This is a genomic window from Paenibacillus sp. EKM211P (assembly GCF_011066175.1).
GTDB classification, from domain to species: Bacteria; Bacillota; Bacilli; order Paenibacillales; family Paenibacillaceae; genus Paenibacillus; species Paenibacillus polymyxa.
The window spans coordinates 200,489-215,138 of sequence record NZ_JAAMNS010000006.1; the positions used below are offsets into that span (position 1 = coordinate 200,489).

General features: G+C 46.3%; 13 protein-coding genes and 1 tRNA gene. 2 read left to right on the forward strand and 12 right to left on the reverse strand.

Annotated features, from left to right (window positions below; translation table 11 throughout):
- Positions 1-35: 35 nt before the first annotated feature.
- From G9G57_RS12330 to G9G57_RS12340, 3 genes are all read right to left on the reverse strand, one after another.
- Positions 36-1,217 (reverse strand): phosphoglycerate kinase, encoded by a 1,182-nt coding sequence (locus G9G57_RS12330; protein WP_044786793.1) that lies wholly within the window; start codon positions 1,215-1,217, stop codon positions 36-38.
- A 123-nt stretch (positions 1,218-1,340) separates the two neighbouring features.
- On the reverse strand, positions 1,341-2,351 hold the full coding sequence (gap, locus tag G9G57_RS12335; protein WP_013368817.1) for a type I glyceraldehyde-3-phosphate dehydrogenase: 1,011 nt from the start codon (positions 2,349-2,351) through the stop codon (positions 1,341-1,343).
- Positions 2,352-2,443: 92 nt separating this feature from the next.
- Positions 2,444-3,481 (reverse strand): sugar-binding transcriptional regulator, encoded by a 1,038-nt coding sequence (locus G9G57_RS12340; protein WP_013368816.1) that lies wholly within the window; start codon positions 3,479-3,481, stop codon positions 2,444-2,446.
- 259 nt (positions 3,482-3,740) lie between these two features.
- Between G9G57_RS12340 and G9G57_RS12345 the strand changes: the two genes are divergently transcribed.
- Together G9G57_RS12345 and clpP are read left to right on the forward strand one after the other, a co-directional pair.
- Positions 3,741-3,812: transfer RNA gene (locus G9G57_RS12345), tRNA-Arg, on the forward strand.
- Between the two features lie 211 nt (positions 3,813-4,023).
- Complete coding sequence (gene clpP / locus G9G57_RS12350; protein WP_013368815.1) at positions 4,024-4,620, forward strand: ATP-dependent Clp endopeptidase proteolytic subunit ClpP; 597 nt, start codon at positions 4,024-4,026, stop codon at positions 4,618-4,620.
- 112 nt (positions 4,621-4,732) lie between these two features.
- Here clpP and G9G57_RS12355 read toward each other — a convergent pair whose 3' ends face one another.
- The 9 genes from G9G57_RS12355 to G9G57_RS12395 form a co-directional block, all read right to left on the reverse strand.
- The gene (locus G9G57_RS12355) at positions 4,733-5,842 is read right to left on the reverse strand and encodes a PdaC/SigV domain-containing protein (protein ID WP_013368813.1); all 1,110 of its coding nucleotides are present in this window, start codon (positions 5,840-5,842) and stop codon (positions 4,733-4,735) included.
- 237 nt (positions 5,843-6,079) lie between these two features.
- Positions 6,080-6,835: an SIMPL domain-containing protein gene (locus G9G57_RS12360; RefSeq protein WP_016820124.1), complete on the reverse strand. Its 756-nt coding sequence runs from the start codon at positions 6,833-6,835 to the stop codon at positions 6,080-6,082.
- Between the two features lie 272 nt (positions 6,836-7,107).
- On the reverse strand, positions 7,108-7,377 hold the full coding sequence (locus tag G9G57_RS12365) for an HPr family phosphocarrier protein (RefSeq protein ID WP_013368811.1): 270 nt from the start codon (positions 7,375-7,377) through the stop codon (positions 7,108-7,110).
- Between the two features lie 135 nt (positions 7,378-7,512).
- Positions 7,513-8,457, reverse strand: coding sequence for a DNA-binding protein WhiA (gene whiA, locus G9G57_RS12370; protein ID WP_013368810.1), 945 nt, complete (start codon positions 8,455-8,457; stop codon positions 7,513-7,515).
- Between the two features lie 5 nt (positions 8,458-8,462).
- Positions 8,463-9,449, reverse strand: a complete 987-nt coding sequence (locus G9G57_RS12375) for a gluconeogenesis factor YvcK family protein (protein WP_013368809.1) — start codon at positions 9,447-9,449, stop codon at positions 8,463-8,465.
- 12 nt (positions 9,450-9,461) lie between these two features.
- Positions 9,462-10,361 (reverse strand): RNase adapter RapZ, encoded by a 900-nt coding sequence (gene rapZ, locus G9G57_RS12380; protein ID WP_013368808.1) that lies wholly within the window; start codon positions 10,359-10,361, stop codon positions 9,462-9,464.
- 62 nt (positions 10,362-10,423) lie between these two features.
- Positions 10,424-11,374, reverse strand: coding sequence for an ROK family glucokinase (locus tag G9G57_RS12385; protein ID WP_016820123.1), 951 nt, complete (start codon positions 11,372-11,374; stop codon positions 10,424-10,426).
- A 405-nt stretch (positions 11,375-11,779) separates the two neighbouring features.
- Complete coding sequence (gene trxB, locus G9G57_RS12390; protein ID WP_013368806.1) at positions 11,780-12,733, reverse strand: thioredoxin-disulfide reductase; 954 nt, start codon at positions 12,731-12,733, stop codon at positions 11,780-11,782.
- A gap of 39 nt (positions 12,734-12,772) precedes the next feature.
- Positions 12,773-14,542: a tetratricopeptide repeat protein gene (locus tag G9G57_RS12395; RefSeq protein WP_016820122.1), complete on the reverse strand. Its 1,770-nt coding sequence runs from the start codon at positions 14,540-14,542 to the stop codon at positions 12,773-12,775.
- Positions 14,543-14,650 lie beyond the last annotated feature (108 nt).

The window sequence follows — 14,650 nt, forward strand, 5'->3', positions numbered from 1 at the left end:
TGCCCTAAAGCCTTTATTACGCGTAATGCGTTTGATTATTTATCGTTAAGTGCAACAACACCCGGAAGTGCTTTGCCTTCCATGAATTCCAGGGATGCGCCGCCGCCAGTGGAGATGTGATCCATTTTGTCAGCCAAGTGGAATTTTTCAGCCGCAGCCGCAGAATCACCGCCACCAATGATGGTGTATGCTTCTGTTGTAGCACAAGCTTCCGCTACTTCACGAGTACCGCCAGCGAAAGGCTCGATTTCAAATACACCCATTGGTCCATTCCAAACAACCAATTTGGAGTTTTTGATAACATCTGCATAAATTTTACGAGTTTTCGGTCCGATATCCACGCCTTCCCAATCTGCAGGAATGCCGTCGATGTCCACAATGTTCGTGTTCGCTGTAGCGCTGAAATCGTCAGAGATAACGATATCCACAGGAAGGTAGAAGTTTTTGCCAAGCTTCTTCGCTTTTTCAATAAATCCAAGAGCTACGTCCAGTTTGGATTCATCCAGCAAAGATTGACCCACTTCATGACCTTGAGCTTTGAAGAATGTATAAGTCAAACCGCCGCCAATAATTACGTTATCTGCAATGTTCAGCAGGTTGTCGATTACGTCGATTTTGTCTTTTACTTTGGAACCACCAATAATGGCTGTAAAAGGACGATCTGGATTCGACAAAGCTTTACCAATAACAGACAACTCTTTTTCCATCAGCAAGCCGGAAACAGCCGGAAGGAAATGCGCGATACCTTCTGTAGAAGCATGAGCACGGTGTGCTGCACCAAAAGCATCATTCACGAAAATGTCAGCCAGTTCAGCAAATTGCTTAGCCAGTTCAGGATCATTTTTCTCTTCTCCTGGGTAGAAGCGTACATTTTCAAGCAATAGCACATCGCCGTTTTGCAGTTCAGCCACTTTCGCTTTAACAGCTTCACCAACTGCTTCGTCCACTTTAACAACTGGCTTTTTCAGCAGTTCGGACAAACGTACACCAGCAGCAGTCAGACGCATGGATTCAACGACTTGACCCTTTGGACGTCCAAAGTGACTCGCCAAAATAACTTTTGCACCTTTTTCAATCAGGTAGTTAATGGTTGGCAAGGTTTCGCGAATACGCTTGTCATCTGTAATTTTACCATCTTCAACCGGAACGTTAAAATCTACACGAACAAACACCCGTTTTCCATTCAGTTCTATATCACGTACGCTCTTTTTGTTCATCTCCATATTCCTCCGCACCCTTATAATTTTACGAAACAGGAATTTAAGGCACATTTTGATATATAAAGAGCGGAAACAATAACACCTGTTTCCGCTCTATGATGTTGCTCGATAAGGAAATTCTTATTTAGCCAATTTAGCGAAGTATTCCAAAGTACGGATCAATTGTGCAGTGTAGGACATTTCGTTGTCGTACCAAGCTACAGTTTTAACCAGTTGTTTGTCGCCAACAGTCAGAACTTTAGTTTGAGTTGCATCAAACAGGGATCCGAAAGTCAGACCTTTGATGTCAGAAGAAACGATTTGATCTTCAGTGTATCCGTAAGTTTCAGGATCGGAAGCTTCTTTCATCGCTGCGTTGATTTCTTCAGCAGTTACGTTTTTCTCCAGAACTGTTACCAGCTCAGTCAGGGAACCTGTTGGTACTGGAACACGTTGAGCTGCGCCATCCAATTTACCTTTCAGCTCAGGGATAACCAGACCGATTGCTTTAGCAGCACCAGTAGTGTTAGGGATGATGTTTTCAGCTGCTGCGCGAGCACGACGGAAGTCACCTTTAGCATGTGGAGCATCCAAAGTGTTTTGGTCGCCAGTGTAAGCGTGAATTGTAGTCATCAAGCCTTCAACGATACCAAATTTGTCTTGCAATGTTTTAGCCATAGGAGCCAGGCAGTTAGTTGTGCAAGAAGCACCGGAAATTACAGTTTCAGATCCGTCCAGAATTTCATGGTTTACGTTGTAAACGACAGTTTTCATGTCGCCAGTAGCTGGAGCGGAGATAACAACCTTTTTAGCGCCGCCTTTCAAATGTTTCTCAGCAGCTTCTTTAGTTGTGAAGAAACCTGTGCATTCCAGAACGATGTCTACACCCAGGTCTCCCCAAGGCAATTCTTCAGGGTTACGGTTAGCCAAAACTTTAACTTCTTTACCGTTTACTTTGAAGAAACCGTCATGTACTTCTACTTCCCCTTGGAAAGTACCTTGTGTTGTATCATATTTCAACAGATGTGCCAGCATTTTGGAATCTGTCAAGTCGTTAATTGCTACTACTTCAATACCTTCTACGTCTTGAATACGGCGGAAAGCAAGGCGTCCAATACGTCCGAAACCGTTAATACCAACTTTAACTGTCATGAGTGAGTTCCTCCCAAAGTTCGTTTAGTTTAGTTTTATATATTCAAGACAGACCCGAAAGCCCGTCAAGACAACACAATTAAAAAACCTTATCAATCTCTTAAATAACGGCTTACAATCTCGGCAGCAGCGCCTTCGTCGGTGACAAGAATGTCTTCCTGTCCGAAACGCAATACCGCATGAATAGCAGCCGCCTTGCTCTTGCCTCCAGCCACACCTAACACCGTCTCCGTGCGCCTGATGTCCTCCAAACGGAGTCCAAGCGTCAGCATTCTGTGAACAACGACGCCGTCTTCGTTAAAATAATAACCAAACGATTCGGCGACCGCGCCCTCATTGCTGATCTGGGCGAAGGTTTCAGGGTCAAGCTTGCGTCTGTGGGCCATTGCTATGGCGTTGCCTATCCCGTGAATGATAATACGACTTTCTCGAATCAGGCTCAATATATCCTGAATATTCGTATCCTCAAGCAAGGAGTTGTAAGCATGATTGCTGAGCAAATCCGGTACATGGAGCAGACGGTATTGAGCGCCGACCTTGCGAGCCATCGTGGAGGCAATTGTATTTGCCTGCATTTCCATGCTCTCTCCCAAACCCCCGCGTGCCGGTACAAACCATCCGCCTTTAAGCGGGCCGTTAGCAGGTAATGTCAGTTGTTCCGCCACATCTGCAATCGTCGTGCCACCTGTTACAGCGACCACGTCCTCGTCATCCATAACACTCAGCAGCGCCTTTGCGCCAGCACGGCCCAGTTCCTGCTTCGCTAACGGTGAAGCATCCGAATCCCCTGGAACGACAACCACCTTCCTCAAACCGTAGGCTTGACGAATCTGATCCTCCAATTGGGACAGGCCGAACAAGTTGTTCGCAATCGGCTCCAGCTGTTCCAGCAGATCCAGTCCTGCTTTGCTCACCTTCATGCCCACACTCTCAATCTCAATTAGCCCTTGCGCTTTAAGGAGATCAGTCTCAGCGCGCAGTACGCGCTCGGTCATATCCAGTGAAGCTGCCAGTGTTCTGCGTCCAATAACTTCGGACAGCATAATCTGATGCAGGATCGTGTACCTTTTTTTCAAAACATCCATGAGGTCGGGCAGAAGCTGCTTCTGTATTTCTAATATCTTTCGCATGCTTTCCACTCCCGCACACTTCTAAGTTCTGTCTCTATGCTATATCTCTAACTGGTCTTAAAATGTCCCGGGATAACTTTTTAAGTCCCACGTATATCTTACCCAATATTTGCTTCACATGCAAGTCTATCTGAACCTATATTTCTCAACTTTTTATGTGAATATGCGCACGTAATAAAAGCTTGCAATTCAATGCCGTATATCATATAATCATCTTTGTTTCCAATTAATTAGTTAGTTGCTTGTAATGTTCATCTGTGCGCCCGTGGTCCAACGGATATGACGTAGGCCTCCGGAGCCTGAGATCGAGGTTCGATTCCTCGCGGGCGCGTCGTTTTATATGATCGGCTAAATGTTCCATATAATGTTTTTAACCAAAAAGAGCGCTGAGCGCTCTTTTTTCAATCAATAGTTTGACTTTCTTTGACTTTTTGTTTGAAATTGTTTATCATGTGGTTAATACGGTAACAGTTTATAAATAGGGATGTGTAATCGGCATATCCACCAAATCCACTAACGATATTTAAGGGAGGTTTTTTGACGTGAGCTATGTTCCTATGGTAGTAGAACAAAGTAACCGCGGCGAACGCGCCTATGACATTTATTCCAGACTGTTGAAGGATCGCATTATTTTGTTGGGCTCGGACGTCAATGACGTTGTAGCCAACTCAATTATTGCACAAATGCTGTTTTTGGCTGCTGAAGATCCTGAAAAAGACATTCACTTGTATATTAACAGTCCTGGCGGTTCCATCACAGCTGGTATGGCCATTTTCGATACGATGCAATACATTAAACCTGACGTATCTACCATTTGTGTAGGTATGGCTGCTTCCATGGGTGCTTTCTTGCTGAATGCAGGTGCCAAAGGCAAGCGTTTTGCCTTGCCAAACAGTGAAATTATGATTCACCAACCACTGGGCGGTGCACAAGGACAGGCAACGGATATCGAAATTCGCGCCCGTCGCATTCTGAAAATGCGTGACAAATTGAACCGCATTCTCGCAGATCGCACAGGTCAACCACTGGAACGCATCGAAAAAGACACAGACCGTGACTATTTCATGTCCGCTGATGATGCCAAAGAATACGGTATTATTGATAAAGTGTTAACTAGCTCCTCTCCAGAAGGTGTATAAGAAAAGTGGTTTACTTCTGAATAGCTGGTAAATAGAAAGGCTGCCTCGGATTTTTGTATCCAGTAGGCAGCCTTTTTGATTTGCTATTTTTTAAAAATATAGGTCATCCAAATTATTGATTTTGTCCCGCAAAAGGCTTTCCGCCCTGAGGTAGCAGTTGAGCGAACGAGTAAGTAAACTCCGGAATTCCATACGCGTATGGGGCATAATCATACAAATCAAACACGATGGTTACTCCACTATTGGTCACATAAAAATTCTGATCTGCGGCCAACTCTTTAAATTTTTCAAAACCTTCGCCAGCCTGGAGCGCATCAATTTTTTTCTTCAAATCAGCATTCAAAAATTTTTTATAGTTCGGATTTGCCTTCAATACGTCAGACAATTGCAGCAGCTTGCCATCAGCGAGCGAGAACGTGTATCCTTTACGCGCCGTCATGCCATGTGCGCCACCTGTATACGAGTAGTCCTGCATAATCACACTTAGAATACCGTCCTTGTTATAGGCAATTGCAAAATCATTCTCGAAATCATACGGTCTTTCTGCTGTAACCTCTCCCTCTGCCACCATCTTTTTGCCTGCTGCCAATACTGTCTCTGCATGCTTTTTTAGCACATTATTAATGGTCTGTTGAGCCTCAGGATTCAGCTGGCTGCCGCTGATTTGTGGATACTTAATCTTATAAGATACCTTTGCATTGCTCGAAGCTGGAAGCGTCTGAGATGCAATTGTGATTGGATTTAGCTGGCTTTTACTCAATGTTACGGTTTTCTGAGCTGCATTCCACTGAGCATCGATACCCAGATAGTCTTTCAGCAGACTCATAGGAATGTACAGCTTCCCGGCGATCATTTTGGCATCCATGCTGCGCGTGTTGATTCCGTTCACATTGACATAGGCATCCGAGGAGGAGACCACGATATAGAGCTTGTTGTACCCACTCCCCACTGTATATGTCCCTTCTTTGGTGTCATAGCTCACCGGAATTCCCAAGCTGTCACGCAGTGCTGCCACTGGAATCATGGTGTTCCCGTTCACTTGAATACCTTTAGCGGCCAACGTTTTACCATTCCATTGGATGGCGATCCCTGGTTGCTGTGTTGTCGCTTGCTGCTGTTTGGTCGATGCTGCCCCAATATAGGAAACGGGAATAACCGCAACCCCTGCTAAAATTCCCGCTGCCAGCAATGCTGAGCCCCATTTTTTTGTATGTTTGTTCATCGTAAGTATTCCTCCTATTGCAAATCTGTATAATCTATGTGTTTTGATCACTTTTCTTATTATATCTATACCCTATTGTATGTAGTTTACAATCTGTACACTCACTGATTTCAATCTGTACACCTAACAGCCATTAGCTATGACAGACTCATTACAAAACGGTTTCAATAGACAAAAGAAGCCAACAAGTCACCCTGCAATGTTGCAGGCGCTTGCGGCTCCGTTTAATGGCCTATACTAGTTCATCTCATATTGGGCAGACACTTGGACTTTCACCGTTACTTGGCCCGACTGTATCTCTGTTCCGCCACTCATATCCATGAGCGCTTTGGACATGGCATTCTCACGTTGTGTGAAAACCTGAGCTTCCCCGCCATCTACTGTCACATTCACCAGAGCCCCTAAGCCGCGTTTAGCTGATTTTGCTACGGCACTGGCTTTGGATTGAGCGTTATCCAACGCTTTTGCAATAGCAGCTTCCTCATAAGAAGAAGGATTCTCTACGGAAAACTGTATATTATCTACGTTGTTTGCACCGGAGTTTGTAGCCTCATCCAGCAGCTGACCAATTTTGTCCAAGTTGCGATATTTCACAGAAAGTGTATGGTTGGCCATGTAGCCTTTGAGCTTCTGTCCTTCTTTCTCGTTATAGGTATAGTTAGGTTGTACAGAGAACTGGCTTGTCTGAATATCGTCTGCACTGATACTCCATTTTCCTTTTAACAGCTGTGTGACCTTGTTTATTTTCGCAGCATTAGCTTTTTGAGCAGCAGCAGCAGTATTTCCTTCCGATTGCACCCCAATGGAGAGATAAGCGATGTCTGGCTTAGCCATTATTTCACCACTTCCACTCACGTTAATTACACCATTCGCCGTCGTCGCCGTTGCAGCATAAGCCCGATCAGCCCCCGTCCACAGCCCTCCTGCTACTCCTCCAGCTAATAATGCTCCTGCAAGAATTGCCGTGCTTACTGTTTTTGTCCAAACTCTCATCGTACTCAACCTCTTTCTTGAAAATGTTTGTACCTTCCAGACGGAAAAAACGGGAAAAGGTTGCAGTCAAGCGGTATAAATTTCCGAAACAAGGCATACCACAGGGGTTTTAATTATTTGTAGCTTGGACCTAATGCGGTCGCTATATTCAAATAAATATACATCAATAGCTTAATGGTGGGACGGGTTGAATACTTTTCTCTGGATACAAAAAAAAGCCCCCAAGGGGGCTTTCACTAAGAGATACATCATATCACAAAGCAGATGTTCGTTTATTGATTTTCCAGCTCAACCTTACTAACCAGACTTACTAAAGCGTTTACAGCCTGTTCGGCGTCCGCACCTTCGGCACTAATATTGATTTCAGTACCTGTACTGATGGCGAGGCTCATAATACCCATGATGCTCTTGGCATTAACCTTTTTGTCTTCTTTTTCCACAAAAATTTCTGATGAATATTTATTCGCTTCCTGTACGAACAGCGCAGCAGGTCTGGCGTGCAGTCCTGTTTTCAAGCGTACGACTACTGGATGTTTTGACATGTCAGCTTACCCCCTCATCAAATAAATCTGGACGCTATTTACTCCATTTTATTTATCACATTATAACATTAACCCGGGACAGACACTAGAAAAAAAACTAAAAAAACCGGGGCTAAAAGCCCCACAGACCCTTTTTTACGGAATCAGGCCGTTTTCCCCCCTGATTTTGTCAGCCATCTCATCAATTTTGCGAAGTCGATGATTTACACCCGATTTACTCACGACCCCTTTGAGCATTTCCCCGACTTCTTTCAAATTTAAATCGGGATGAGCGAGTCGAATTTCTGCCACTTCACGCAGCTTATCCGGCAAGGTCTCCAAACCAACTTCCCTCTCCAGCAGCTTGATATTCTCAATTTGCCGGACAGCGGCTCCGATCGTCTTGTTCAAATTCGCTGTTTCGCAATTAACAATACGGTTTACGGAATTGCGCATATCGCGCATAATGCGTACATCCTCAAACTTGAACAAGGCTTGGTGCGCCCCAATGATACTGAGCAGCTCAATGATCTTCTCGCCTTCCTTGATGTAAAGAATAAAGCCTTTTTTTCGCTCAATACAGCGGGCGTTGAGATGAAACTCATTAGCGAGATCAACTAACGCCTGACAATGCTCCTCATACATCGAAGAAATCTCAAGGTGGTAAGACGACCCCTCTGGATTATTCACAGAGCCACCTGCCATAAAGGCACCCCGCAAATAAGCCCGCTTACAACAGTTTTTCCGAATGATATCACGATTAATCCCGTCAGTGAACAAGAAACCTTCTGAGACAATATAAAGCTCCTTTAGCAGCTCTTGTACACCATTGGGAATACGGACAATATACACATTATTTTTTTTCAAGCGCATTTTTTTCCGTACAAGCAGTTCGATGTGAAGTTGAAAATGCTTTTTGATCAAGGAGTAAATCCGCCTTGCAATCGCGGCATTTTCTGTGGACACGTCCAATATCACCCTTTTATTCGACAGTTGTACGGATCCGAGCATACGTATGAGCGCAGACAGTTCCGCTTTTTCACAGCAGGGCTGGCTTTCAATCATCGTAAGCTCTTTTTTCGTTTGTGCCGCAAAGGACAAGGGACTCACCTCCTTCTTAACATCCAGTTTTGTACCAATTGGTAAATATGCTGGCTCAGTTTGTCGGCATCATGCCGTAAATACGTACGGAACAGAACTAACGTATCTGCCACTACTTTATATCCTCGATCAGCCAGCTCGCCCATGTCTACCTGAACAGGCTTAGCTCCCTGCTCGGCATACATCTCCTGTACTTGGGGTGGAATTTCCCCGTTATTCACAATGACATAGTCAAAGAGGTGATGCCCAACATGCTCATAGATCGCTTGCAGGTGATCTCCCACTGTATAGCCGTCGGTTTCCCCTGGCTGGGTCATCACGTTGCAGACAAATATTTTGATCGCATCTGATTTCACCACAGCCTCAGCAAGCTTTGGCACAAGCAGATTCGGTAAAATGCTGGTATATAGACTGCCGGGACCAATCAGAATCGCATCGGCTTCATTAATGGCTTCCACAGCCTCAGGCAACGGCTCCACGTGAGTCGGTTCAAGAAAAACACGTTTGATGCGTCCGCCCGCTTCCGGGATTTTGGACTCCCCGGTGATCACCGTGCCATCCTCCATCTCGGCGCTGAGCACAACGCCTTCTTCAGCCGCTGGCAGTACACGCCCCCGGACAGCAAATACACGGCTAAGCTCACGCACCGCCGTTACAAAATCCCCCGATATATCAGTCATCGCTGCTAAGATCAAATTCCCCAGACTATGGCCTGACAATCCTGATCCAGCACCGAAACGGTATTTTAGCATATCTGACATTACTGGTTCCACGTCAGCCAAGGCAGTCAGCACATTGCGGATATCCCCTGGAGGGGGCATCTGCAGCTCACTGCGCAATATCCCGGAGCTTCCGCCATCGTCAGCGACTGTAACAATTGCCGTAATATCCAGCGGCTTTTGCTTCAAGCCCCGCAGCATGACGGACAAGCCGGTTCCGCCGCCCATAACAACAATACGTGGGCGCTCCCGTTGTGATCCGGTCTCTTTCATGATTTCACCTCATTAATGCCGGTCCCGATCAGCATCCCGATGCGAAACAGAAACGGATTCTGTCTCGCTGGCACCCAGCATTTTTCCTAAATACTCCGATATTGCAACTGAACGATGCTTACCTCCAGTACAGCCAATACCGATAATGACCTGGCTTTTACCTTCTTTGCGATACTGCGGAATCAAAAAGTGCAACATATCCAACAACTTGGTTAGAAACGCCTGGGTCTCCGGCCACTTCATAACATAATCATATACATCGCTATCCTGTCCCGTGTGTGGACGTAGTTGGTCCACATAGTGGGGATTAGGCAGGAAGCGCACATCGAATACAAGATCGGCATCAATGGGAATACCATACTTGAAGCCAAAAGATGTAATGTTCACGGACAGCATACTGCTCTCCAGATGGGAAAATCTCGAAATAATCCTCGCCTTTAAGGTTGCGGGCTTCATCGTACTGGTATCAATAACCTGTGTAGCGGAGCTTTTGAGTTCTTCCAACATCTTACGCTCCAATCGAATCCCGTCCAAAGGCATACCATCTGGAGCAAGCGGATGCCGTCGACGGCTTTCCTTGTACCGCTGTACAAGAACACCGTCATTCGCATTCAAGAATAAAATTTCACAATGAATCGTAAAATGATCTTTAATATAATTTAGCGATTCTGACAAGGCGGTGAAAAATTCTCGTCCGCGTAGATCAATGACGAGAGCCACCTTGCCAATTTTACCGTTAGACTGCTCAATCAACTCGGCAAATTTGGGAATCAGCACAGGGGGCAGATTATCAACGCAGAAGAAGCCCAAGTCTTCAAGGCTTTGCACCGCAATGGTCTTCCCTGCGCCTGACATCCCTGTAATAATAATGAGCGTTGCCCACGGTGCAGCATTTTTTAAATTATCTGTCATATGGACTTCCCTCTCCTTTTGCTTCTTTGCTCTATGTCAGTACCCCTATCGTCAACCCCGGATTAAGAGCGTAGCAGCAACCCAGCAGCCCCTACGATACCCGCATCATTGCCTAAAACCGCTGGTACGATATATACCCCTTTTTGAAGCGGCTCAGGTGCCAGCTTGGCGTATACGCGACGCATCTCTTCAAACAAAAAGTCGCCTGCTTTAGAAACACCGCCGCCTATAATAAACAACTCTGGATTAAGCACAGCGGCAACCGCTGCCATCGATTTCCCCAAATAAAAGGCAGCCCGGTTCACGATACGCAACGCGACTTCATCCCCAGCTTTAGCAGCATCGAATACTTCCTTGGCAGCAATGTGATCTTCCAGCGCCAGAGAGGTCCGGTCGCCACGTTCCACAGCATCCTTGGCCATACGAATGATGCCTGTTGCGGAAGATACAGTTTCCAAGCAACCCATTTTGCCGCATCCACACTGAATAGCCTCCAGATCAGGCACGACGCTGATATGTCCAATTTCCCCAGCCATACCCGAAGAACCTTGGTATATTCTACCATTTATAATAATACCGCCACCTACACCTGTTCCCAGGGTATAGCATACACAGTTTTCTATGCCTTTGCCTGCGCCAGCCCAAGCCTCACCCAGCGCAGCAACATTCGCATCGTTGTCTATTTTTACAGGCTTGCCAATCCGGTTCTCTAGGAGCGCACGGATCGGTACGTCACGAAAGCCAATATTAGGAGCGAGGACAATAATACCATCACGAACATTCGTAAAACCTGCAACACCTGCACCGACACCTTTTAGTTGATCCCACTCATAAGGAGATTGCTCAACAATATGCCGCACATATTTTTCGATATTACCGATGACAACGTCTACACCTTTATCGGTTTCGGTTGGTCCCTCATATGTGTGCAAAAGCTGTCCGTCTTCATTACAAATGCCGACTTTAATCGCGGTACCGCCCAAATCGACACCTACATAGATACTTTCAGACATGTTCCAAGCCACCTTTATGTTTACTTAAAAAACTGGTATAAAATATATGCTTAAAATTCCTGCCTCGTAGGAGTAATCCTACGTTCCAACTATAATTGAAGCCCCCGTTACGGTCAAGGACACTTACCTGTTGAAAAATGTACGATTAGCTGAACTTTTTAACTCATGCCTCCGTAAGAAAAACGTCTATTGACGTACTTTCAAGGAAGCCAGACCACGCTTAACGGAATTTTTCTTGTGATTATAGAATTGTTCAGCTCCGCTGAAAATTTATAAATTCAATAATCATAAAAAGGAGAAAGCCTGTGCAAATGCACCAGGCTTTCTCTTCCTGAACAAACAACGGGGCTTAACAGAGGGGGCTTAGCCCCTCACATGAGCCACTTTGTGTATTATAGACACTCTTTATTGATCCAGTGTTTCGCTCCAGTCGTGGACAGCGCTGCCTTCAAGATACTTCTCGCAATCCATAGCCGCCATACATCCCGTTCCCGCAGCCGTAATGGCTTGTCGATAACGGTTATCCTGCACGTCCCCACAGGCAAAAACACCCGGGATGTTCGTTTCCGTCGTGCCTGGCTTCACTTCAATATAGCCGTGTTCATCGGTATGAATTTGTCCGTTCAGGAAGCCTGTGTTCGGTGTATGGCCAATCGCCACAAACACGCCATCTGCCTCAATCAGCTCATCCTGGTTGGTCTCATTATTGTGTACTTTCAAGCCCTTTAAGCCAGTTTCCCCTGTTACAACTTCCAGAGGAGTACGATTTAATGCCCAATGTACTTTTTCATTTTCACGTGCGCGGTCTTGCATAATTTTAGATGCCCGCAATTCGTCACGACGATGGACCAAGGTTACGCTGGAAGCGAAACGGGTCAAGAAGCTCGCTTCCTCCATGGCTGAATCGCCACCGCCGACCACGATAATCTTTTTCCCACGGAAAAAGAAGCCGTCGCAAGTTGCGCATGTGCTAACTCCGCGACCTACATTGTCCTGCTCACCCGGAATGCCGAGATATTTGGCGGACGCGCCTGTAGCAATAATAACCGACTCCGCCTCAATGATGCCTTTACCCTCTACCTTCACTTTAAAAGGGCGCTTGCTGAAATCGACTTCCTCTACCCAACCGGAAGTAAACTCAGCGCCAAAACGTTCGGCCTGCTTGCGCATGTTATCCATCAGCTCAGGTCCGAGAATACCTTGCTCAAAACCCGGGAAATTTTCAATTTCAGTCGTTGTGGTAAGCTGCCCACCGGGCTGCATTCCTTCAATGATCAGCGGATTCATGTTGGCGCGTGCCAAATAAATAGCGGCTGTGTAGCCTGCAGGACCTGTACCAATAATTATGGATTTATACATACGTTTGTTGCCTCCTTTAAGTGATGTTTGGAGCAGATGTTAGACCTGCTTTTTAAACGTGGAGAGCGGCTGCTTTAGCTTCTGTTTGATACCACACACGCTGTCAATTTGACGTGCGTAGCGGCTTACGGTCGATACGGAAATACCATAGCGGTCAGCTACTTCCTGATAGGTGACGGAATGATGATGCAATTTGGCTGTCAAATATTCCAGTGCAGCTGCCCATCCCTCAGTATGCTGAACCATCGGGACCTCTGGAGCAAGCCGATCCAAATACTCCTGCCAAAGTGATCTCAAATCATGCTGCATGGCCGGATCGGATGATTTGCTCATGACGGTTAGTACCTTGTCCAGCACGGCCTGCCATTGTGGATCAACTGGCGAAGCAGAGATGTCACCTTCAGTTGTATGCGGATCTTGCTCAGCCTCTAACCGCTCAGGATGTTCTGTTTCCGTGTGTGTATGCTGCACATCCTGCTCTGCCAGCTCTTGCAATACTTGCAAAGCACGGCGTTTGAGTTCACCCTCCTGATCAGGATCTTCTACGAAGGACTCCAGTGCCTGACGCACTTCATCGTCACCGATCAAGCTTAACGCCTGAATAACCTGTAGCTGAGTCGCTCGGTCTCCGTGGCGCAAGGCCCAGAAGAAAGATGATCGGATTAGCGGGTCCTTCTTCATACTGTCAGGCACCTGCTCAGCGCCAAACTTCTCCCACATGCGGAATTGCTCCTCAAACGGGAGATGATAGTGATAGCTGAGCACTTGCAGCGGTGTGCCTTCCTGCTGAAGCTCTTCCAATCTGGATAGGAAAAACCTTGGAACCTCCGAGGAAGCATCCTGCTTTTGCAAATGACTCCATAACCGCCGAGCTTCCGCATATCTTCCCGTATTGCTGGCAGCCACCGCTGTGTAATGGTACAAAGAAGCGTCCGCATTGTTCTCTCCATTGCTATGAAGCAACCTGCGGAAATGCCTGTAGGCCTCCTCATGGCGCCCGAGAATCCCCATAGTGGTCGCCAGCTTGAACACCTGCTCCTCCTGAAACGGTATAGTGACCGCCAAGGTTTGAACCAGACGATCCAATTCTGGGCCGCCGCCTTCGTGCTGATAAAAAATCGCCAAGTTGCACAATGCGTGTAAATTACCCGGCTCATCCTCCAACACTTGAATAATGGTAGCCTTAGCATTTTGGAACAATCCCATGTAGTAATACGCTAGCGCCAGATTATTCCGCGCAGCGAACATGTCCGGTTGCTCCTCCGAAATTTGCTTGAGCAGTTGGGCTGCCTGAGCAAATTTTCCTTCCTCCAGCAGAACACGGGCCTGATCATGCTCGACCACTCCCTGCCGGGCCTTAATGCGGTTCAGCTTCGTTGGACGGTCCAGCTCATAATAGAGCAGCTCCATCATTTCCTCGGCTTCATCAAGAAACTGGCCTTCTTCGTCCTCCTCCAGGTACGTGACCAATGCTTTTTCCGCTTCTTCAAACTGCTCCATATTAGCGTAATTATTCGCCATATAGAAATAACATTCTGTCATCGACGAGTCTACGTCACTCAGAACAGAGGACAGGATATCATTCGAACCTGCATAATCCCCCATCTCTGATAATATACCCGCCATATTGCAATGATTCACCGGATTATCCGGTTCATATTCAACGGCTTTGCGAAAATATTTCAATGCCTTGTCATAATGATTGCGATCAAGCGAGCGCACAGCTTTCTCAAAAAAGAAAGATGCGTCGAAACGCAAAGCAATAATCTTAGGGCTAGGTTCCGAAACTCGCAGATGTTTCCCTTTCATAAATAACCAAGGCACCTCCTTTAAAAGTAACTGGCATGTTCATACCCTTCAGTATACCACAACTTCAAAACGACTTGACAGTCGATCCTACCTCATTCCAAAAAACGG